Below are 21,811 nucleotides of genomic sequence, written 5' to 3'. Positions count from 1 at the left end.
CCGGAGGCATGGCGTTGCCGACCAAGGTCCTGATCGTCGAGGACGATGTCCATATCCGCCGCCTGCTCCGTGCCGCCCTCCAGCGCGCGGGCCATGTGGTGGTCGAGGCGGGCACCGCGCGCGAGGGGCTGTCGCTGCTTGATATCGACAAGCCCGACGCGGTGCTGCTCGACCTCGGCCTGCCCGATCGCGACGGGCTGGAGCTGATCCAGCCGATCAAGGCGCGCTCGACCGCGACCCTGCTCGTCGTTTCGGCGCGCGAGGATGTGGCGGAGAAGGTCGCGGCGCTCGACCTCGGCGCCGACGATTACCTCACCAAACCATTCGACACCGACGAACTGCTCGCCCGCATCCGCACTGCGCTGCGCCACCGGCTGGCGAGCGACGCAGAACAGGCGACGGTGCAGCTGGGTGAGGTGGAGATCGACCTCACCCATCGCCGCGTGAAGCGGGCTGGGGAGGAAGTGCATCTCTCGCCCAAGGAATATGAGGTGCTCGCCGAGCTGGCGAAGCGGCCCGACCGGGTGATCAGCCACGCGCAATTGCTGCGCACCGTCTGGGGTCCGGCGCATGAGGGGCGGGTGGATTATCTGCGCATCGTCGTCCGCAACCTGCGCCAGAAGCTCGAGGTGGATGCCAGCCGCCCCGCGCTGATCCGCAACGAGCCGGGCGTGGGCTACAGGCTGGTGGCGGCTGCCGCCTGACCGTAATTCTGCGCGCTTGCAAAGCACTTCCGACCTGGCATCCTGTGAACGTTCACATTGGCCGATAGGAGAGTAGGCGATGTTCGTTCCGATCGCGTTCGCGCTGCAATCGACGTTGAGCGCGACCAACGTGTCCGCCGACGTGCCGATGACGGTGCCCACGGCGGCGCCCAGCTTCGCCGACGAGTTCGACGGCCCGCGCATTGATACCGGCAAATGGCGCTTCGACACGCACCGCAACCGTCAGGGCTGGTACAATAACGAGCTTCAATATTATGCCGACGGGCGGCCCGAGAATATCCGGATCCAGGACGGCGCGCTGGTGATCGAGGCGCGGCGCGAGTCGCTGGAGGGCAAGGCCCGCGACTGGGGCGGGCAGGCTTATACCTCGGGCAAGCTCGTGACGCGGCAGCGCTACGGCTACGGCTTCTACGAGATCCGCGCGAAGCTGCCCTGCGGGCGCGGCATGTGGCCGGCGATCTGGATGCTTCCGACCGATGGGAAATGGCCCGAAGGCGGCGAGATCGACATCATGGAGATGGTCGGCTGGGACGCGAACGTGATCCACGCGACCGTGCACAGTTCGGCCTTCTATCACGTCAAGGGGACGCAGCGCGGGGCGCAGGCGAAGCTGCCGACGGCGTGCACGCAGTTCCACAACTATCAGCTCGACTGGCGGCCCGGCTCGATCACGATCGGGATCGATGGGCGCGGGCATATGCAGGTGAAGGACGATCAGCCGGGCGGGGCGGCGGCATGGCCGTTCACCAGGCCCTATGAGCTGATCCTCAACCTTGCAGTCGGCGGCGACTGGGGCGGGCAAAAGGGCGTGGACGACACGGCACTGCCGCAGCGCATGCAGGTCGATTATGTCCGCTATTGGGCAGCCCCTAGCGCCGGTGCCGGATCGCCGGCACCAACAGCCCGCCCAGCAGAGTGAGCCCGGCCAGCACCAGCATCACCGCGCGGAAATCGTGCGGCGTGGCGAGCGCCCAGGTGAGCAGGGGGCCGAGCAGCGCGGGCAGCGTATTGGTGAGGTTGATCAGGCCCAGATCGCGGCCGCGATGATCCGGATCGGGCAGCAATTGCATCGCGAACCCCGAATGGAGCGACAGGAAAGCCGCCGAGCCGAGCGCGTAGAGCGTGAAGGCTGAAGCCGCCATGTTCCAGTCGCGCGCGAAGGCGAGGCCGGTGAGGCCCAGCGCGGCCAGCAGGGCGAAGGCGATCAGGAACGGCTTCCGCCGTCCGATCCGGTCCGACCAGCGGCCCGCCAGCACTGCGACGGGCACGGAAACGAGATAGGCAATGGTCATCAGCTGACCGAGCGGCCCGACGCTTTTGGACGCAGGCGTGTGCGGATCGATGCTGGCGAAATAATAGACGAGGTAGAGCCACAGCGCATTGCCCGCGACCTGAACCAGCAGGCGCGATGCCCAGGCGATGGCGAGATCGCGCCCCAGCAATGGAGCCTCCTCTGGGGCTATGGCAGCAGGCGCGATCCGTGCGGGCGTGACGATCAGCGGCAGGATGCAGATCAACACCGCGGCGAAGACGAAGGCAAGGCGCGTCGCTTCACCGTTGACGCCGACCGCAAGCATCAGCGCGGCGACAGCGGAGGCGAGCGGCGCGCCGAGCGCGATCAGGCCGCCGGACAGGCCCTTCTGCGCGTCGGGGACCTCATCGGCCATGACCGCGAACATCGGAGCGAGAATGGCGTTCACCGCAGTCTGGAACAGCACGATCGCCAGAACGATCTGCAAGGGCGTGGCTGCGGCGGCGAGCGCGGCGAAGGATGCGGCAAGACCGGCGAGACCGATGGCGATCCACCTGCGCCGTCCGCCGCCGCGCGCCACCGAACGGTCGCTGAGCCAGCCGAACAGGATGTTCGACGCGCTTGCCGCGGTCGCGCCCGCGATGACTGTGGCAGTGAACACCGCGATGCGATCGTCGCCCGCGACTTCGGCGACTTTGAGCGGGAGCAGCAGGGTGAGCAGCGGCAGAAAGCCGATCACCCCGCCGGCATTGGCGAGCGCGACGAGCAGGATGAAGCGCAGCGACCGCCGCGCCGGCCGATCCGGCTCAATATTGCTCCCCACAAGGCACCCCGTCGCCCCCTGCCGTCGCGCCCGCGTTGATCGCGTGCGCCGTAGGGGAGCGAGGACGCTAGGGCTTCATCGTCGCCGGGTCGAGCGTCGTCGTGAGCAGCATCGAACGATCGGTCGCATCGCGCGCAATGGCGATCCGATAGTTGCCGCCGCGGATGCGCCAGCCGGGCAGGCTGGTGTCATAGTCGGCAAGGATGCGCGGCTCGGCGGTGAGGGTGATGCGCCGGGTTTTGCCGGGCTTGAGCTCGACGCGCTTGAAGGCGGCGAGGCGCATCGGAATGCCCGATCCTTCGCGCGTCACATAGATTTGCGGCACATCGGCACCCGCGCGCTGGCCGGTATTGGTGACATCGAACGAGACGGTCAGCCGCTTGCCGCCGCTGACGGCTGCCTTGGCATAGGCGAAGCGAGTGTAACTGAGGCCATGGCCAAAGGCGAAGAGTGGCTTGTGGCCCTTCTTCTCGTACCAGCGATAGCCCACGTTGCTGCCCTCCACATAGTCGACGGGGAAGCTGTTGAGCTCGTAGCCGCCGGGATTGGCGGGGTTCGCCGCCGCGGCCGCCTGGAGCGCGGTGAAGGTGTCGAGGCCGACCGGGTGGGCGCGCGGTGCCTGCCCCTCATGCGCGGGGAAGGTGATTGGCAGGCGGCCCGACGGGTTGACCTTCCCGGTCAGGATATTGGCGATCGCCTCGCCGCCGCGCTGCCCGGGATACCAGGCCTGGACGACCGCGGGGACGCGATCGAGCCAGGGCATCGTCACCGGGCCGCCGGTGGTGAGCACCGCCACCGTCTTCGGCTGCGCCGCGGCGACCGCGGCGATCAGCGCATCCTGATGGTCCTGGAGCCTGAGGTCGGGCACGTCCTCCGCCTCGGTCGTCCACTGCGTCGCGAACACGATCGCGAGGTCGGCGGCCTTCGCCGCTTCGAGCGTGGCGTTGAGGTTGCGCCCGTCGACGAAGCTAACCTGCGCTCTCGGCAGCGCCTTGCGCAGCGCTGTGAGCGGAGAGGAGGCGTGATAGGTCACGCGCACGAACGATGCAGCGGGTCCATGCGCCAGCGGAATCTCGATCGGCGCGCCGCCGACCGATCGCACCTGGCTCGATCCCCCGCCCGAAAGCACGCCTAGATCGGCGCCGCCGCCGATCACCACGATCTTCCTCGCGGTGGCGGCAAGGGGGAGGATTCCGTCCTGGTTCTTGAGCAGTACGATCCCTGCCTCCGCCGCGCGCTGCGCGACGAGCGCGTTGGCGGCATAGTCAGGGGTCTGCGCCGTGGCGGGCATCGGCGTGTCATAGGCGCCGGTTTCGATCAGGCCGGTCAGGTACCGCACCACCATGTCGTCGAGGCGCGCCACCGGCACGCGGCCCGCTTCGACCGCTTCCTTGAGCGGCGCATCGAAATACATCGCGCGGTCGAGCTCCTGGCCCGATTGCTGGTCGAGCCCCGCTTTCGCGGCCTTCTCGATCGAATGCACGCCGCCCCAGTCGCTCATCACCCAGCCGGAAAAGCCCCAGTCGCGCTTGAGCACCCGGTTGAGCAGGAAGTCGTTCTCGCAGGCCCAGTCGCCATTGACCTTGTTGTAGGCGCACATGACCGAGGCGGGCCTGCCCTTCTCGATCGCGATCTGGAAGGCGAGCAGGTCGCTCTCGCGCAGCGCCGCCTCGCCGATCCGCGCGTCGAGCACCATGCGGCCGGTTTCCTGCGCATTGAGCGCGAAATGCTTGATGGTCGAGGCGATCCGGTTGGACTGGACGCCTGCGATATGCGCTCCGGCCAGCTCGCCCGCGAGCAGCGGATCCTCGCCCAGATACTCGAAATTGCGGCCGCCCCACGGATCGCGGTTGAGGTTGACGCCGCCCGCGAGCAGCACGTTGAAGCGCTTGGCCCTCGCCTCGGCCCCGATCATCGCGCCCCCGGCGCGCGCGATCTCCGGATCGAAGGTCGCGGCGGTGGCGAGGCTGGAGGGGAGGGCGGTGGCGACGTCGCCCTTGCGCTGCTCCACCTGGTTGGCAACGCCGAGCGAGGCATCGCTCTCGCGCACCAGCGGCACGCCGAGTCGTGCATTGCCCTCGATATGCCCCGCCGACGGGACCAGCTCATTGGCCGGCTTCGCCTTGGTGAGCGGCGGGAACAGGCCGTGGACCAGCGCGATCTTCTCGTCGAGCGTCATCCTGGCGACGATCGATTCGGCACGGGCGCGGGCATCGGCCGTTGCGGCGGGCGCCTGCTGTGCGATGCCCGACGTCGCTGCGAACACGGTGACCGCGCTGGCCGCGAGCAGCGCGGCGATGGTCCTGCTCATGCGTATTCCTCTCCTGATTTCCGGCGTGCCCGGCTTGCCTGTGTGCGGACAGGACAGCATAGATTGGGAACGTTCACAACAACGGTTTTGCGCCGTTCCTGGCACGACTACAGCGAATGGGCGATGCTTGACAACGTTGTACAATGGGTTCAAGTGAACGTTCTCAACGAGTGCGGATCCACCGCGCCGCTGAAGGGGAGGATGAGGATGCGGGGCACGACTCGCTCAGTTTCACGACTGGCAATTTCGCGGCTGGTGATCGGGGCATCGACGCTGGCGATGGCCGCGACTCCGGCACTGGCCCAGGACACGCAGGACGCGCCGCCGCCGACCGAGGAGGCGGAGGATGTCGTCGTCACCGGCATCCGCGCCAGCCTTGCCCAGGCGATGACCATAAAGCGCGACGCGCAGGGCGTGGTCGACGCGATCTCCGCCGAGGATATCGGCAAGTTCCCCGACACCAACCTCGCCGAATCGCTCCAGCGCATCACCGGCGTTTCGATCGATCGCTCGAACGGCGAGGGATCGTTCGTCACGGTCCGCGGCTTCGGCCCCGAATTCAACCTGGTGACGCTGAACGGCCGCCAGATGCCGACATCGGGCCTGGGCGACGGCGCCAGCGCGCCGGCGACCCGCTCGTTCGACTTCGCCAACCTGGCCTCCGAGGGCATTGCGGGCGTCGAGGTCTACAAGACCGGCCGCGCGGCGATCCCGTCCGGCGGCATCGGATCGTCGATCAACATCAAGACGCCGCGTCCGCTCGACCGCCCGGGCCTGCGGGGGAGCATCGCGGTCAAGGGGGTGCTCGACACCTCGTACAATCAGGGCGACGAGATGACGCCGGAAGTATCGGGCATCTTCAGCTCGACCTTCGCTGACGACAAGATCGGCATCCTGCTCGCCGGCTCGTACCAGAAGCGCAAGGCGAGCAACAACGATTACAAGACCGACTGGCGCGACGGCTATCTGGGCAGCGAGAACAACTGGGGCTCGCTCGCCCAGCCCGGCGATCCGCGCTATGCCAACATCACCAACCGGCCTGGCCCCAACGATGTGTATGAGGTCCCGCAGAACGGATCGTACAACCTCAACGATATCGAGCGTGAGCGGATCAACGGGCAGCTGGTGCTGCAATTCCGCCCGATCGAATCGCTGACGGCGACGCTCGACTACACCTATTCGCGCAACACGGTCGAGGTGCGCACCAGCAGCGTCGGCATCTGGTTCAACCACAACAACACGTCGAGCGCATGGACCGACGGGCCGGTCGCCGGGCCGATCTTCTACTCCGAGGCGTTCGGCGCGAACGAGCGCAAGGATCTGTCGTACAGCGGCGCGCTGACCGCGAACCGCAGCGAGAATCACTCGTTCGGCGGCAACCTGACCTGGGAGGCGCCGGGCGGCGTCACCGCACAGCTCGATTTCCACCATTCGACCGCCACGTCGAAGCCGACCAACAAATACGGCACCAGCGTCTCGGTGGGCAACGCCGTGTTCGGCCTGTCGAGCCAGGGGATCAACTTCGACACCTATCTGCCGGTGATCTCGACCAGCTTCTATCCCGGCAACGACCCGCTCGCCGCGTCGCAGATCACGCCGACCGGCAATGCGTTCCGCAACGCCTATTTCCGTGACGAGATCAACCAGGCGCAGCTCAAGGCGCGCTACGACCATGAAGGCGGGCTGCTCGACAGCATCGATTTCGGCGTCTCGTACATCGAGAACAAGGTGCGCTCGGCCTATGGCTTCCTGCAGAACGAGACGTGGAGCGGCGCTGGCCCGGCGTCCGACATCCCGGACGACATCTTCAAGCTGGTCTCCCTGCCCGACAAGTTCCGCGGCATGGACGGCGCGGGCAAGATCATCCCGAGCCTGTACAGCTTCGACTTCGAGCGGATGGTGGACATCATCGAGCAGCGCTACGGCACCTGCAGCCGCCCGCAGACCGGCACCGCGCCGGCGGGAAGCTGCCTTGCCAACTATACGGTCGACCGGCGCATCACGGAGAAGACGCTGTCGCCCTATGTGCAGGTGGCGGGCAAGTTCAACGCCTTCGGCAATCCGGCCCATATCGTTGCCGGCGTCCGCTACGAGCATACCGGCATCGACTCCGCGGCGCTGGTGCCGATCCCCAACGGCACGTCGTGGGACGCTGCGAACGAATTCTACATCGCCTACTCGGGCCAGTCGGACTTCTCGCGCTTCAAGGGCGGGTACGATGTGTGGCTGCCGGCGGTCGATTTCGACATCTCGCCGTTCGAGAACGTCAAGTTGCGTGCATCCTACAGCCACACCATCACCCGCGCCGACTATGCGAGCCTTCAGGGCGGGCTGACGCTCGATACCCAGTTCCGCATCGCATTCGGCGGCGGCAGCCGCGGCAACCCCGGCCTGCTTCCCTACAAGTCGAAGAACATCGATCTGTCGGCGGAGTGGTATTACGGCCCCAGCAGCTACATCTCGGTCGGCTTCTTCAACAAGGACGTCGAGAACTTCATCGCGCAGGATCGCGTGACCGAAACCGCGTTCGGGCTGCGCACCGTGGCGGGCGGGCCGCGTTACCAGGCGGCACTTGCCGCGCTGGGCGCCAATGCCAGCGCGCAGGACATCCGCCAGTATATCTTCGTGAACTTCCCGGGCTCGACCCAGCGCACGGGCGTCGATCCGGCGGGCTACATCACCGGCAAGATCTTCGCGCTGCCTGAGGATCCGCTGGTGCCGTTCCAGATCAACACGCCGGTCAACAACGACCAGACGGCCAATCTCTACGGCTTCGAGTTCGCCGTGCAGCACAGCTTCTGGGACACCGGCTTCGGCGCCATCCTGAACTACACAATCGTCCGCGGCGACGCGACCTACGACAACAGCAAGCCGTCCTCGGTGACTCCGCCCCAGTTCGCGCTCACCGGCCTGAGCGACAGCGCGAATGCGGTACTGTTCTATGACAAGCACGGCATCCAGGCGCGCGTCGCGTACAACTGGCGTCAGAAATTCCTCGCAGGAACGGGGGCTAACCCCTTCTATGTCGAGGATTATGGCCAGATCGACGCAAGCGCGAGCTATGAGTTCATGCCGGGGCTGACGGTGTTCGGCGAGGTCATCAACCTCACCGGCGAGAGTCGGCGCGGGCATCGCCGATCCGACCGCAACGTCTATTTCGCCTCGCCCGGCTATGCCCGTTACGCGGCGGGCGTGCGCTTCAATTTCTAGGTCTCCTCCCCAGCCACCCTCTTCGGAGGGTGGCCTTTTTTTGTTACGGGGTAGGGCGGGGCTGGAGAGAGAATGGGCGAAACGGTGACGGCGACGAGTCACGCAATGCTGACGGCGGAGGCGCATCGGGAGTTGCGCGTCCGCCGGGACCGCGATCCGGCGCTGGGCGACGGCGTGATGAGTTGCGTGACGATGCCTGCCGAGTTTCGGCGGGTGCAGGCGCACTATCCGATCCTGTTCCGGCGCAATGCCGAGCGCGACGGGTTCACCGCGCTCGCGCTGTTCGGCTTTCAGGAGGGCGAGAATCTGTTCCTGGAGGCCGGCGCGTGGGATGCGGACTATGTCCCGCTGGCGATCGACATCCAGCCTTTCCTGATCGGCGGGGGGGAGGGCGCGCGGCAGGTGCATGTCGATCTCGCCAGCCCGCGGATCGGCCCTGATGGCGAGCGCGTGTTCGATGATGCCGGGCGCGCGACGCCGTATCTGGAAGCGATTGCCGGGCAGCTCGGCGAGCTGGACGAGGGCTGGCGCGCATCGGGTGACTTCTTCGCGGCGCTGCGGCGCTACGAACTGCTCGAGCCGTTGACGCTCGAGATCACGCTGGACGACGGGTCGGTCAACCGGCTCGTCGGCTTCCACGTCATCGACGAGGCTCGGCTGAGTGCGCTCGACGGCGCAGCGCTGGGTGCGCTTCATGCCGAAGGGCATTTGATGCCGATCTTCATGGCGGTCGCATCGATCGGCAATTTCAACGCGCTGGTCGCGCGCAAGAACCGGCGGCTGGGCGATGGCTGAGGCCGACCCCGGCGCGTTCAGCGGGCTTGCCGCCGTGCCGGAACTGGCGGTGGCGGATGCCGCCGATCTCGACGCGCGGCTGCGTTCGGCAGAGGCGCCGTTCGTGGTGCGCGGGCTGGTGGCGGATTGGCCGCTGGTCGCCGCGGGCAAGCGTTCGGGGGGCGATGCGCGGGCCTATCTGCTCGGCAAGCATCGCGACCTGCCCTTCACCGTCGCGGTCGGCAATGCGGCGGGTGACGCGCGGATCTTCTACGGCCCGGACATGGCGGTGAACTTCCGCACGCTGCGCGGGCGCCTGGGCGACATCTTCGCCGACATCGATGGGGCGGAGAACGATCTTGGCGCGCCGCCCATCTATATCGCCTCGACCGATGTGCACGACTTTTTCGACCGGCTTCACGCCGACAATCATGTCGATCTGGGCGAGCGTCGGTGCCGCGCGGGGATCTGGATCGGCACGCGCACGCGGATCGCGGCGCACAACGACTTTCCCGACAATCTCGCCTGCGTCGCGGCGGGGCGCCGGCGCTTCACGCTCTTTCCGCCCGATCAGTTCCGCAACCTCTATCTGGGGCCGCTCGACAACACGCCCGCTGGCCGCGCGGTGAGCATGGTGGATTTCTCGGCCCCCGATTTCGCGGTGCATCCGCGGTTCCGCGATGCGTTGACGCACGCGCAGGTCGCCGAGCTCGAGCCGGGCGACGCGATCTTCATCCCTTCCATGTGGTATCACCATGTCGAAGGGCTGGCGCCGTTCAACGTGCTGATCAACTACTGGTGGCGCGAGACGCCCGGCTGGCTCGGCCAGCCTGAGGATGCGCTGCACCACGCCCTGCTCGCGATCCGCGATCTGCCGGCGAACCAGAAGGCGCGGTGGCGCGCGCTGTTCGATCATTATGTCTTTGAGAATGGGGATGACGTGACGGAACATCTGCCCGAAGGAAGCCGCGGTATCCTGGACCCGTTGACGCCCGAGACCGCGTCGCGCATCCGCGCCTATCTGCTGCGGCAGCTGAGCCAATGAGTGACAAACGCCCCACGCGCGTCGTCATCGCCGGCGGCGGCACCTCGGGCTGGATGGCCGCGGCCGCGATCAGCCGGACGATGGGCCGCACCATCGATCTGACCCTGGTCGAATCCGAGCAGATCGGCACCATCGGCGTCGGGGAATCGACGATCCCGCCTTTGGTCAATTTCAACCGCATCCTCGGCATCGGCGAGGCCGAGTTCATGGCCGCGGCGCAGGCGACCTTCAAGCTCGGCATCCTGTTCGACAACTGGAAGCATGACGGCCACAGCTACTTCCACAGCTTCGGCCTGTCGGGGAAGGATCACTGGTCGGCGGGGTTCCAGCATTTCTGGCTCTATGCGCGCTCGCGCGGCTTTCCTGAGCCCTATGACGATTACTGCCTTGAGCTGGCCGCTGCGATGCAGGGCAAGTTCGCGCATCTGCCGCAGGATCGGATGAATTACGCCTATCACGTCGACGCGACGCTGTACGGCCGTTATCTGCGCAAGCTGGCCGAGGAAGCGGGGACCAAACGGGTCGAGGGCAAGATCCAGCGCGTCGAGCTCAACGGCGAGACCGGCGACATCGCCGCGCTGCATCTGGACGGCGGGCGACGGATCGAGGGCGACATGTTCGTCGACTGCACCGGCTTCCGCGGCCTGCTGATCGACGGCGCGCTCCACGCAGGGTTCGAGGATTGGGGGCATTGGCTGCCCAATGACAGCGCGATCGCGGTGCAGGCGAAGCATCTGGGGCCGCCACAGCCCTACACCCAGGCGATCGCGCACGATGCGGGCTGGCAGTGGCGCATCCCGCTGCAGCATCGCATGGGTGCGGGGATCGTCTATGCGAGCGGCTATCTGTCGCGCGACGAGGCGCATCACCGGCTCATCTCGACCGTGGGCGAGCCGTTGATCGAGCCGTTCGACATCAAGTTCCGCGGCGGCGTGCGGCGCAGGCAATGGTATCGCAACTGCGTCGCCATCGGCCTGTCGGGCGGCTTCGTCGAGCCGCTGGAGGCGACCACGGTGCACCTGATCCAGCGCGCGGTGCTGCGCTTCGTGCGACTGATGCCCAACGGGCGGGTGAGCGAGCGCGACGCCGCCGAGTTCAACGAGCAGCAGCGCCAGGATATCGAGCAGATTCGCGATTTCGTGATCCTGCACTACAAGGCGACCGATAGGCGCGACAGCGCGTTCTGGCGGCATGTCGCGACGATGCCGGTGCCGGATTCGCTGGCGCAGAAGATCGAGCTGTTCCGCGAAACCGGGCGCACCTTCCGCAAGAATGAGGAGCTGTTCGCGGAGAACAGCTGGGTGCAGGTGATGATGGGGCAGGGGGTCGACCCGCAGAACTGGCATCCGATCGCGGAGAAGCTGTCGGACGAGGAGCTGATGCGACTGATGGCGACGCTGCGCGAGGATGTGACGCGGACCGTTGCGACGCTGCCCGATCATCATGCCTATGTCGCGCAATATTGCGGCGCGGCCGATCCGCTCGCGGCCTGACGACCGATGGCACGTCGCAAGCAGGCCGTCACGATCCGGCACGTCGCTGCCGACGCCGGAGTCTCGCTCCAGACGGTGAGCCGCGTCATCAACAAGGAGCCGAACGTACGGCCCGAAATGGCCGAGCGCGTCCGCGCGTCGATCGCGCGGCTCGGCTACGTCCCGTCGATCGCGGCGCAGCGGATGAGCGGATCGCGTTCCTACCTCATCATGGCGCTCAACGACCGCGAACGCACGATCGACGGCTGGCGCGCGCGCGACGGCACCGACTGGGTAGACCAGATGCTACTCGGTGGCATGCTCACCTGCGCCGAGCACGGCTACCGCCTCATCGTCGAACTGGTCGATACGCATAGCGACCATATCGAGCGGGAGCTCTCAGCGGCGCTCGCGGCGCTGCAGCCCGACGGGGTAATCCTGACCCCGCCGCACTCGGCCAACCCGGCGATCCTTGCGCTGCTCGACGACGCGCATATCGGGCTGGCGCGGATCGGCTCGCTCGCCGAGGGACCGGGATTCCGGTTGACCATGGGCGACGACATCGCGGCGGGGCTTGCCACGCGGCACCTGATCGAGCTGGGGCACGAGCGGATCGGGTTGATCGCCGGGCCGGACGAATATGAGCTGAGCGGCTGGCGCGTCGATGGCTGGCGGGCGGCGATGGCGGAGGCCGGGCTTTCGACTGATGGGCTGCTGGCCCAGGGTGATTTCTCGCACCAGTCGGGCCGCGACGCGACGCCGCTGCTGTTGGAAGCCGGCGCGACCGCGATTGTCGCGAGCAACGATCAGATGACATTGGGTGCGCTGGAGGTTGCGCGGGAACGCGGGCTGGACGTCCCCGGCGATCTCTCGCTGATCAGCTTCGACGACACGCCGATCGCGCGGTTCAACCATCCGCCGCTGACCGCGGTCACCCAGCCGATCGCCGATGTGACCGCGCGAGCAGTCGAGCTGATCATCGCTGAGCGGAGCGGGCAGGAAGCGCCCGATGGGCCAGTTGTGGTGGTTCCCACGCTGACGGTGCGGCAATCGACGGGGCCGCGCTGCTAGTCTCTGTTGCTGGTACGGGCGGGGGGACTTGAACCCCCACGGGCCGAAGCCCAACGGATTTTAAGTCCGGTGCGTCTACCATTCCGCCACGCCCGCAAGTGGGAACGGCTCTATCGGGTCAGGGGATGGGTGCCAAGCGCGTTGGGATCGGCGCTAAACGTTCAGGCGGACGCGCATTTCCTTGCCCGGCTTGAAATAGGGCACACGCTTCGCATCGACATCGACGGTCTCGCCGGTGCGGGGGTTGCGGCCGGTCCGCGCATCGCGGGCACGGGTGGAGAAGGCTCCGAAACCGCGCAGTTCGACCCGGCCATTAGCGACCAGGCGCGTCGTGATCTCTTCAAAGAAGGTGTCGACGATGCGCTCGATCTCGCGCGCGGACAGGCCGGGATTGTCAGCCGCCAGCATCTGCACGAGTTCAGAACGGATCATTCCGTGTCCCCAAATGCCCGGCGGTGTCATGCCGGGTAAACATATCTCAGCCCTTGCCGGGGGGCAGCGTGGGACTGATTTTAGGCCCGATTCCTCACCTGCATCAATCGAATCTTACGGCGGGAATCCCGTTTTTGAATGATCGGCAGCGAAGCCGTTGAAATGATTGGCGGGGCGGACAGGAAAAATCCGCCCGCCCCGCACATAATCACTTCTTCTCTTCGCGCGCCTTGAGCGCTTCGCCGAGAATGTCGCCCAGCGACGCGCCCGAGTCGGACGAGCCATACTGCGCAACCGCCTGCTTCTCTTCGGCGATCTGCATCGCCTTGACCGAGAAGGTCGGCTTCTTTGAACGATCGAGGCCGGTGACCATCGCGTCGAACTTCTGGCCGACCTGGAAGCGCTCCGGACGCTGCTCGTCGCGGTCACGGCCAAGGTCGGTGCGCTTGATGAAGCCGGTCGCGCCATCGTCGCCGACCTGAACTTCGAGGCCCGCATCGCGGACCTCAAGCACGGTCACCGTCACCACCTCGTTCTTGTTGACGCGCGCGCCGGCACCGGCGGCAGCCGCACCGGTGGGCACGCCACCGCGCTCAAGCTGCTTCATGCCGAGCGAGATGCGCTCCTTGTCCGGCTCGACGGCCAGGACGACGGCCTTGACGACCTCGCCCTTGCGGTGGAGCGCCAGCGCGTCCTCGCCCGAAATGCCCCAGGCGATGTCCGACATGTGGACCATGCCGTCGACGTCGTTGTCCAGGCCGATGAACAGGCCGAACTCGGTGGCGTTCTTGACCTCGCCCTCGACCTCGGTGCCGACCGGATGGGCAGCCGCGAAGGCCTCCCACGGGTTCTGATGGGCCTGCTTGAGGCCCAGCGAGATGCGGCGCTTGTCCTGATCGACCTCGAGCACCACGACATCGACTTCCTGCGAGGTCGAGACGATCTTGCCCGGATGGACGTTCTTCTTGGTCCAGCTCATCTCCGAGACGTGGACGAGGCCCTCGATGCCCGGCTCGAGCTCGACGAACGCACCGTACTCGGTGATGTTGGTCACGCGGCCCGACAGCTTGGCGCCGACCGGATACTTGGAACCCGCGCCATCCCACGGATCGCTCTCGAGCTGCTTCATGCCGAGCGAGATGCGCTGCGTGTCGCGGTTGATGCGGATGATCTGCACCTTCACCGTGTCGCCGATGTTGAGCATCTCCGACGGGTGGTTGACGCGCTTGTAGCTGAGGTCGGTGACGTGCAGCAGGCCGTCGATGCCGCCCAGGTCAACGAACGCGCCGTAATCGGTGATGTTCTTGACGACGCCGTCGATGACCTGGCCCTCGGCGAGGCTCTGGATCAGGCCCGAACGCTGCTCGGCGCGGTTCTCTTCGAGGACGGCGCGGCGCGACACGACGATGTTGCCGCGCTTGCGGTCCATCTTGAGGATCTGGAAGGGCTGCGGCAGGTCCATCAGCGGCTGCACGTCGCGCACCGGACGGATATCGACCTGCGAGCCAGGAAGGAACGCCACGGCGCCCGACAGGTCGACGGTGAAGCCGCCCTTGACGCGGCCGAAGATCACGCCCTCGACGCGGTTACCCTGGCTGAATTCGAGCTCGAGCTTGTCCCATGCGGCTTCGCGGCGGGCGCGGTCGCGGCTGAGCATCGCTTCGCCGTTCGCGTTCTCGACGCGGTCAACATAGACCTCGACCTCGTCGCCGACCTTGAGGTCAGCCTTCTGGCCGGGGGCTGCGAACTCGCGCAGCGGCACGCGGCCTTCGCTCTTGAGGCCGACGTCGATGACGGCGAGGTCGTTTTCGATCGCGGTGACGGTGCCGATGACGACACGGCCCTCGAAGCCGTCCGCCTGACCAAGGGTCTGGTCGAGAAGCGCGGCGAAATCGTCGCGCGTGGGGTTTGCCGAAGTGGCCATAAAGGGTTCAGTCCTAACTATCGTTTTTCCGGCCGGCTGGTTGGGTCCAGCGGTCTTGAAGGCCGAAACGCCGTGGCGGCCGCATGCCGGTCACGGCATCCGAAGAGCGGATGCGGTTGGAGGCGGCATGACGCTTCGTTCAAAGCGAAAATGGCGCGTGAGATCATCTCTCCGCGCCCCCCTCCGCGAGCACCCACTCGCCGGACGGGGCGCGCCTTAGCCGCAGCAGCCGCGAAAGGCAAGGAAATCTCCCCGCCTGTCCTCGATCACGCCCGTCCTCACGGATTGTTTACCCTGATCGGGCAAACCGCCCGCCCAGCTAGATATTCGGGGAGGGGTTGTGGCACCGGTGTCAACATCGGCGGTGTGTGAGGACTGTCAGGTCGTGGCATCGGAGCCCGGCCTTTACGAGATCGTCCGCGACGACCGGCTCAAGATCCTCCGCATCAACAGCGTCGCCGTGCAGCAGCTCGCCGATGTCGATCGCTATCTTGCGGTGCTGGGCGATATCGTTCGCGACGTGCGGCTGCGTTTCGGCCGGGTGCGCGTGCTTGCCGACCTGCGCAATTCGCCGATCCGCACGCAGGAAGCCGCGGAGCGGATGCGCATGGGCAATCTGGCGCTTTACCGCACCGGGGACCGGGTCGCGCTGATCGTGGAATCGAGCCTGCTCAAGATGCAGCTGCGCCGCACGCTGGTTGAGTATCAGAACATCTTCCTGTCGCCCCATGCGGCGGAGACGTGGCTGACCGCGCTCGACTGAGCGCTCGCGGCTGAGCGAGAGGTTGCCCGCCGCCGCCCGGGAAGAGGAAAGCGGCGGCGAGCGAACGGCTTACGGCTTCCAGGCCGTGAAGGGCAGGTCGAGCGCCTCGGCCACCGCCTCGTGGGTGATCGCCCCCTTGTAGACGTTGAGGCCGGCGGCGAGGTGCGGATCGGCGGCCATCGCCTTCTCCGCGCCGAGATTGGCGAGCTTCATCACGAACGGCAGCGTCGCGTTGTTGAGCGCGAAGGTGCTGGTGCGCGCCACCGCGCCCGGCATGTTGGCGACGCAGTAGTGGATCACGCCGTCGATCTCATAGACCGGGTCGTCATGCGTGGTGGCATGGCTGGTCTCGAAGCAGCCGCCCTGATCGATCGCGATGTCGACCAGCACCGAGCCGCGCTTCATCGTCTTGAGCATCTCGCGCGTGACGAGCTTGGGCGCGGCGGCGCCGGGCACCAGCACCGCTCCGATCACCAGATGCGCATTCGCGACCGCGGCGGCGATCGCCGCCTTGCTGGCATAGGCGGTCTTGATCTGGCTGCCGAAATGCATGTCGAGTTCGGCGAGACGCGCATTGTTGATGTCGTAGATTGTGACGTCGGCGCGCAGGCCGGTGGCCATCTGCGCCGCATTGATGCCCGAGACGCCGCCGCCGAGGATCGCGACCTTGGCCGGCGCGACGCCCGGGACGCCGCCGAGCAGCACGCCGCGCCCGCCCTGCTCCTTCTCGAGATAGTGCGCGCCGACCTGAACCGACATGCGGCCGGCGACCTCGCTCATCGGCTTCAGGAGCGGGAGCGAGCGATCATTGGCGGTGACCGTCTCATAGGCGACGCAGGTCGCGCCCGACTTGATCAGGCCTGCCGCCTGCCCGGGATCCGGCGCGAGGTGGAGATAGGTGAACAGCGTGTGGCGCGGCTCGAGCATCGCCACTTCCTGGGGTTGCGGCTCCTTGACCTTCACGATCATGTCGGACTGCGCGAACACCTCGGCCGCAGTCGCGACGATGCGCGCGCCGGCGGCGACATAGTCACTGTCCTCGAAATCGATGCCCGAACCGGCCCTGGTCTCGACGATCACCTCATGGCCCGATGCGGTCAGCTCGGCGACCAGCGGGGGCGTCAGGCCCACGCGATACTCGTGATTCTTGATTTCCTTGGGAACGCCGACGCGCATCTTCACTCTCCGGATTCGATAGTTTCGGAGCGAGGGTAACGCAGGATGTCGCCGTGAATCTCTGCAAACTTATGTGCCTTGCGCGACAGGATTGCATGAATATCCTAAAGAGGAAGGGAATGCGTGGAATTTATGCAGCATGGACCGAATTGACGAAGCGATCTTGAAACAGCTGGCAATCAACGCGCGCGCCCCGGTCAGCCAGATCGCGGGGCAGGTGGGGCTGTCACAATCGGCGTGTACGCGCCGCATCCAGGCGCTGGAGGCGTCGGGGCATATCCTGGGCTACAGCGCGCGGCTGGGGCTCAGGCGGCTGGGCTACAGCGTCACCGCGATGGTCGATATCACGCTCGGCACCGAAGTGGGCGAGGATCTGGCGCGGTTCGAGGCGGCGGTCGCTCAGATCGACGGGATCGTCGAATGCGCGCTAGTTTCGGGCGGCTACGACTATCGCCTCAAGGTGCTGTGCCGCGATCTGGACGATTATGAGCGGCTGCATCGCGAGGAGATGGGGCGGCTGCCCGGCGTGGTGAAGATCAGCTCCAGCTTCGTGCTGCGCGCGGTGCCTACGCGGAGCGAGGCGAACGCGCTGTTTCCCGCTGCGGGACGCTGAATCCCGCCCTATTTGCGCCCCGATGTTGCACGTGCTAACTGCGCCGCCGTTTCAACGGACAGGTAGCCGGTCTGACATGACCACTGCATTGCTCGCCACGGTACGCAAGTTTCTCCCGTGAGCGAGGCCAACGGAAGCCCCGAGACGACCGCCGACTCGTCTTCCGATTTCACCCCCGACCAGCATCATGGGCATGGCCGCGAGGCGGCGATGTGGAAGCTCGTCGTCGGTGCGATCGGGATCGTGTTCGGCGACATCGGCACCAGCCCGCTCTATGCGTTCCGCGAAGCCTTTGCGGGGCATCATCCGCTGACGCTCGACGAAGCGCACATCATGGGCGTGATCAGCCTGATGTTCTGGTCGATGCTGCTGATCGTGACGCTGAAATACGTCACGGTCATCATGCGCGCCGACAACAAGGGCGAGGGCGGCAGCCTGGCGCTGCTCGCGCTGATCAACAGCGCAAGCGGGCAGAAGCGCTGGACCGCGGGGATCGTGCTGCTCGGCGTGTTCGCGACCGCGCTCTTCTACGGCGATTCGATGATCACCCCGGCGGTGTCGGTTCTGTCGGCGGTCGAGGGCATCGCCGTCGCCGCGCCTGCGGCGAAGGACTGGATCCTGCCGATCGCGGTCGGCCTGCTGGTTGGGCTGTTCTCGATCCAGCGGACCGGCACCGCGCGCGTCGGCGCGCTGTTCGGGCCGATCATGCTTACCTATTTCGCGACGATCGCGACGCTGGGCGTGCTGAGCGCGGTGCAGACGCCGGAGATCCTCTGGGCCTTCTCGCCGCACTATGCGATCCAGTTCTTCCTGATCGACGGCTTCGCCGCCTTCCTCGCGCTGGGCGCGGTGGTGCTGGCCGTGACCGGCGCCGAGGCGCTCTACGCCGATATGGGCCATTTCGGGCGCAAGCCGATCCGCATCTCGTGGCTGTGGTTCGTGCTGCCTGCGCTGATGCTCAACTATATGGGGCAGGGCGCGCTGCTGATGCGCGACGCGACGGCGCTGCAGAGCCCGTTCTACATGCTCGCGCCCGAATCGCTGCGGCTGCCGCTGGTCGGCCTCGCCACGATGGCGGCGATCATCGCGTCGCAGGCGGTGATCACCGGCGCCTTCTCGGTCACGCAGCAGGGCATCCAGCTCGGCTTCATCCCGCGCCTGCGCATCGCGCACACCAGCGCATCGACCGCGGGGCAGATCTACATCCCGCTGATCAACTGGGCGCTGATGATCGCGATCATCGTGCTGGTGCTGACCTTCCAGACCTCGTCCAACCTGACCGCGGCCTATGGCATCGCGGTGACCGGCGCGATGCTGATCGACAACTGCCTGTTGGCGGTGGTGCTGTTCAGCCTGTGGAAGTGGAAGAAGCGCTATGCGATCCCGTTCCTCGCGGTGTTCTTCCTGATCGACCTCGCCTATTTCAGCGCGAACCTGACCAAGATTCCGGACGGCGGCTGGTTCCCGCTGTTCGCGGGCGTCATCATCTTCACGCTGCTGACCACCTGGGCCAAGGGCCGCCGCCTGATGGTCGAGCGGATGCGCGAGAGCGCGATGCCGATCAAGGTGTTCATCCAGTCGGCGGCGGGTTCGGCGACGCGGGTGGGCGGCACCGCGGTGTTCATGACCTCGACCCCCGAGGGCGTGCCGCACGCGCTGCTCCATAACCTCAAGCACAACAAGGTGCTGCACGAGCGCGTGATCCTGCTGACCGTGAAGATCGCCGACATGCCCTATGTCGCCGAGGAGGCGCGGGTGAAGATCGACGATCTGGGGCAGGGCTTCCACCGCATGCTGCTCTATTACGGCTTCATGCAGGAGGCGGACGTGCCCGGCGCGCTCAAGGCGATCGGCGCGTGCGGCGGCAAATGCGGCGGCGCATTCAACATGATGGACACGAGCTTCTTCCTCTCCCGCCAGACGCTGCTGCCGTCCGAGCGGCCGGGGATGCGGATCTGGCGCGAGAAGCTGTTCGCGTGGATGTTGCGCAACGCGGAAAGCGCGATGGAGTTCTTCCGCCTGCCCACCAACCGCGTCGTCGAGCTGGGCAGCCAGGTCGAGATTTGAGGGCGGATACATTGGTTCTAATCCTCCCCCGCCAGGGGGAAGTGTCAGCGAAGCTGACGGAGGGGGCGGATGCCGGAACGATCGTTGGAGAGTCCTCCCCCTCCGACGCCTTCGGCGCCCCTTCACCGGCGGGGGAGGATTACGCTGAGCGATCATCGACAAATGCGGACCCCGGCACAGGCCCGGGGTGACGACTAGGGATGCCCGCCGCTCCCATCATCGTGACGGCGCTGCTGGGGCGTGCGGATCAGGCGGCGTTCGATATGCTCCGCCGCGAGCACTATCCGCCGGAGCGAAACGCGCTCCCTGCGCATCTGACCTTGTTCCACCACCTGCCGCCGTCGGTCGAGGATGAGCTCAAGCATCGCCTGACCGGGGCGACCCGTGGATTGCGTGCGCCGGCGGCGAAGGCGGCCGGGCTGATGTCGCTGGGGCGAGGGGTCGCGGTGCGGATCGAATCGCCGGGCCTCGTCGCGATCCGGCGCGATCTGTGCGAGGCGTTCGCGGGCCTGCTGATGCCGCAGGATGCGGGTGGCTGGCGGCCGCACGTGACGATCCAGAACAAGGTCGCCCCGTCGATGGCCAAGCTGCTGCTGGGCGCTTTGGGCAAGGAATTCCGGGTGCGCGAGGTGGAGATCGCCGGTCTGGCGGCCTGGCGCTATCGTGGCGGGCCGTGGGAGCTGCTGTCGCGTCACATGTTCGCTTGACCGGGCCGGAATCGCCACTTATGTGCGCCGCTCGCCCGCGCCAGAACAGGCGGCGGGCCGCCTTGGTAGGGCGGAGTAGCTCAGTTGGTTAGAGCACGGGAATCATAATCCTGGGGTCGGGGGTTCAAGTCCCTCCTCCGCTACCATCCATCCACGCATTTCTGCGGTTCAATGCAAGTGTGCCTGGGCCACGGTGGCGCAGTTACCTCCACTATCCCTATAGTTCTCATTGGTTGAATGTCCTCCATTTGAATCGTCGATTGGTTCTTGCAGCACCGGCGCCGAGTCGAGGATCGCCGCGCCCCGATACAGATGCGACGACATGAGGTGGATGTAGCGTTCCGCCGTGATCTTGATGTCGCTGTGCCCGGCCCAATCGCGGAGCGCGAGCAAGTCCATGCCGCCCTCGGCAAGGCGCGTCAGGCAGGTATGGCGCAGCGTGTGGAGCCGAACATCGGAGAAGTCGTGCCCGGCTTTGGCCAGATCGTCTCGGATGTTGTCCCACAGATACCACGGCCCGGTCGTGCGCTTGCCCCATCCGAACCATTGGCCCCTCACGGCCTGCGCGTTGAGCGCGGGCAGGGCGGCGAGGATGCGCGCTGTCGCCGGCACCTCGCGCGGGCGGTCGGTCTTGGTGGCGTAGCGATCGAGCGCCAGGAAGCGCCCGCCGCGCGCCGCGCCCGTTACCGGATCGAGCCAGCGCTTGTCGCGGATCGAGCGCGGGCCGAGCGACAGCGCCTCGCCGAGGCGGAACCCGCCGTCGATCATCAGCACGATCAGCATCTTGAATCGCCACCAAGGGCGGTTCGGTTCGCGTTCAAGGCGCGCGTCGATGGCGTCGAACATGGCCGTCTCCTCGACGCGGGAGACAACGCGGTCCTGCTTATTGCGGACGGAGATCGTCGGGAAATTCGGGCGGTTGTCGAGGACCTTGCCGCCGGCGGCGTCGAGGGAGTTCGAGGCGTGCCGCAGGGCGCGCGAGAGGGTGCCAAGCAGCTTCTTGATGCTGCCCTCGGCGTAGCCCTTGGCCCGTAGCTCTTTGGCGAAGTCCGCGACTCGCTGCGCGGTCAGCTCGGAGACCAGTGCATCTGCCCCGAAGTGGCGTTGCAGGATACGGACGTTGCTCTGGTGGGTGGCAACGGCCTTGACCAGATGGGGCGCCCACAGTTCCTCCAAGCAGGTCTCAAGCCAGTTATAGAGGGTCGTCCCGTCCTTGCGGATGGTGGAAGTATCGCGCTGCGGCTTGCGACCCTTGGGTGCGACGACGCCGCCCTGCGCGGGGTGCTTCGGGTGCGTGCCGGCGATCCACGCGCGGCGCTGTTTCTCCGCCTCGGCGGGATCGCGGGTGTCGAGGCTGATCCTCGCGCGGCGAAGCCCGCCTTCGCCGTCCGGCACTTCGACGTCGAGGTACTTGATGCCCGAGGGCTTGGTTTTCACTTGGGTCAT

At 66.6% G+C, this 21,811-nt stretch carries 17 protein-coding genes and 2 tRNA genes; 12 read left to right on the top strand and 7 right to left on the bottom strand.

Going from position 1 to position 21,811, the window contains the following annotated elements:
* Positions 1-8: 8 nt before the first annotated feature.
* On the top strand, positions 9-704 hold the full coding sequence (locus VGD28_RS09065; RefSeq protein ID WP_331028014.1) for a response regulator transcription factor: 696 nt from the start codon (positions 9-11) through the stop codon (positions 702-704).
* Positions 705-783: 79 nt separating this feature from the next.
* Positions 784-1,644 (top strand): glycoside hydrolase family 16 protein, encoded by an 861-nt coding sequence (locus VGD28_RS09060; protein WP_331028013.1) that lies wholly within the window; start codon positions 784-786, stop codon positions 1,642-1,644.
* On the opposite strand, the gene VGD28_RS09055 is transcribed toward VGD28_RS09060, so the two are convergent.
* Positions 1,595-2,800, bottom strand: coding sequence for an MFS transporter (locus VGD28_RS09055; protein WP_331028012.1), 1,206 nt, complete (start codon positions 2,798-2,800; stop codon positions 1,595-1,597). The genes VGD28_RS09060 and VGD28_RS09055 overlap by 50 nt on opposite strands.
* 67 nt (positions 2,801-2,867) lie before the next feature.
* Positions 2,868-5,111, bottom strand: coding sequence for a beta-glucosidase (locus VGD28_RS09050; RefSeq protein WP_331028011.1), 2,244 nt, complete (start codon positions 5,109-5,111; stop codon positions 2,868-2,870).
* Between the two features lie 201 nt (positions 5,112-5,312).
* On the opposite strand from VGD28_RS09050, the gene VGD28_RS09045 reads away from it, so the two are divergent.
* The 5 genes from VGD28_RS09045 (at position 5,313) to VGD28_RS09025 (ending at position 12,683) form a co-directional block, all read left to right on the top strand.
* Positions 5,313-8,321 (top strand): TonB-dependent receptor, encoded by a 3,009-nt coding sequence (locus tag VGD28_RS09045; RefSeq protein WP_414714482.1) that lies wholly within the window; start codon positions 5,313-5,315, stop codon positions 8,319-8,321.
* 72 nt (positions 8,322-8,393) lie between these two features.
* Positions 8,394-9,116 (top strand): SapC family protein, encoded by a 723-nt coding sequence (locus tag VGD28_RS09040; RefSeq protein WP_331028010.1) that lies wholly within the window; start codon positions 8,394-8,396, stop codon positions 9,114-9,116.
* Positions 9,109-10,140 carry a cupin-like domain-containing protein gene (locus VGD28_RS09035; protein WP_331028009.1) on the top strand — a complete coding sequence of 344 codons (1,032 nt, stop codon included), beginning with the start codon at positions 9,109-9,111 and terminating at the stop codon, positions 10,138-10,140. Before VGD28_RS09040 ends, VGD28_RS09035 begins: the two co-directional genes overlap by 8 nt.
* A complete protein-coding gene (locus tag VGD28_RS09030) occupies positions 10,137-11,633 on the top strand; it encodes a tryptophan halogenase family protein (RefSeq protein ID WP_331028008.1) in 1,497 nt (498 codons plus the stop codon). The genes VGD28_RS09035 and VGD28_RS09030 overlap by 4 nt, the downstream gene beginning before the upstream one ends.
* Before the next feature lie 6 nt (positions 11,634-11,639).
* Positions 11,640-12,683, top strand: a complete 1,044-nt coding sequence (locus VGD28_RS09025) for a LacI family DNA-binding transcriptional regulator (RefSeq protein WP_331028007.1) — start codon at positions 11,640-11,642, stop codon at positions 12,681-12,683.
* A gap of 10 nt (positions 12,684-12,693) precedes the next feature.
* Here the strand turns inward: VGD28_RS09025 and VGD28_RS09020 are convergent.
* The 3 genes from VGD28_RS09020 to rpsA all read right to left on the bottom strand — a co-directional run bounded on the left by VGD28_RS09020 (position 12,694) and on the right by rpsA (position 15,039).
* A tRNA-Leu gene (locus VGD28_RS09020) sits at positions 12,694-12,779 on the bottom strand.
* Positions 12,780-12,836: 57 nt separating this feature from the next.
* Complete coding sequence (locus VGD28_RS09015) at positions 12,837-13,115, bottom strand: integration host factor subunit beta (RefSeq protein WP_331028006.1); 279 nt, start codon at positions 13,113-13,115, stop codon at positions 12,837-12,839.
* Between the two features lie 208 nt (positions 13,116-13,323).
* Positions 13,324-15,039, bottom strand: a complete 1,716-nt coding sequence (gene rpsA, locus VGD28_RS09010) for a 30S ribosomal protein S1 (RefSeq protein ID WP_331028005.1) — start codon at positions 15,037-15,039, stop codon at positions 13,324-13,326.
* Positions 15,040-15,424: 385 nt separating this feature from the next.
* On the opposite strand from rpsA, the gene VGD28_RS09005 reads away from it, so the two are divergent.
* Entirely contained in the window at positions 15,425-15,802 is a 378-nt protein-coding gene (locus VGD28_RS09005; RefSeq protein ID WP_331028004.1) for a hypothetical protein, read from the top strand.
* A 69-nt stretch (positions 15,803-15,871) separates the two neighbouring features.
* On the opposite strand, the gene ald is transcribed toward VGD28_RS09005, so the two are convergent.
* The gene (ald, locus tag VGD28_RS09000; RefSeq protein ID WP_331028003.1) at positions 15,872-16,978 is read right to left on the bottom strand and encodes an alanine dehydrogenase; all 1,107 of its coding nucleotides are present in this window, start codon (positions 16,976-16,978) and stop codon (positions 15,872-15,874) included.
* A gap of 139 nt (positions 16,979-17,117) precedes the next feature.
* On the opposite strand from ald, the gene VGD28_RS08995 reads away from it, so the two are divergent.
* The 4 genes from VGD28_RS08995 to VGD28_RS08980 all read left to right on the top strand — a co-directional run bounded on the left by VGD28_RS08995 (position 17,118) and on the right by VGD28_RS08980 (position 20,511).
* Positions 17,118-17,591 (top strand): Lrp/AsnC family transcriptional regulator, encoded by a 474-nt coding sequence (locus tag VGD28_RS08995; RefSeq protein ID WP_331028002.1) that lies wholly within the window; start codon positions 17,118-17,120, stop codon positions 17,589-17,591.
* Between the two features lie 117 nt (positions 17,592-17,708).
* Positions 17,709-19,658 (top strand): potassium transporter Kup, encoded by a 1,950-nt coding sequence (locus VGD28_RS08990; RefSeq protein ID WP_331028001.1) that lies wholly within the window; start codon positions 17,709-17,711, stop codon positions 19,656-19,658.
* Positions 19,659-19,858: 200 nt separating this feature from the next.
* On the top strand, positions 19,859-20,365 hold the full coding sequence (locus tag VGD28_RS08985) for a 2'-5' RNA ligase family protein (RefSeq protein WP_331028000.1): 507 nt from the start codon (positions 19,859-19,861) through the stop codon (positions 20,363-20,365).
* 69 nt (positions 20,366-20,434) lie between these two features.
* Positions 20,435-20,511: transfer RNA gene (locus VGD28_RS08980), tRNA-Met, on the top strand.
* Positions 20,512-20,533: 22 nt separating this feature from the next.
* Here VGD28_RS08980 and VGD28_RS08975 read toward each other — a convergent pair.
* The gene (locus tag VGD28_RS08975) at positions 20,534-21,811 is read right to left on the bottom strand and encodes a site-specific integrase (RefSeq protein WP_331027999.1); all 1,278 of its coding nucleotides are present in this window, start codon (positions 21,809-21,811) and stop codon (positions 20,534-20,536) included.

The organism is Sphingomonas sp. (genome assembly GCF_036402235.1).
Lineage (GTDB): Bacteria > Pseudomonadota > Alphaproteobacteria > Sphingomonadales > Sphingomonadaceae > Sphingomonas.
This window is presented reverse-complemented; position numbering and strand designations above follow the sequence as displayed.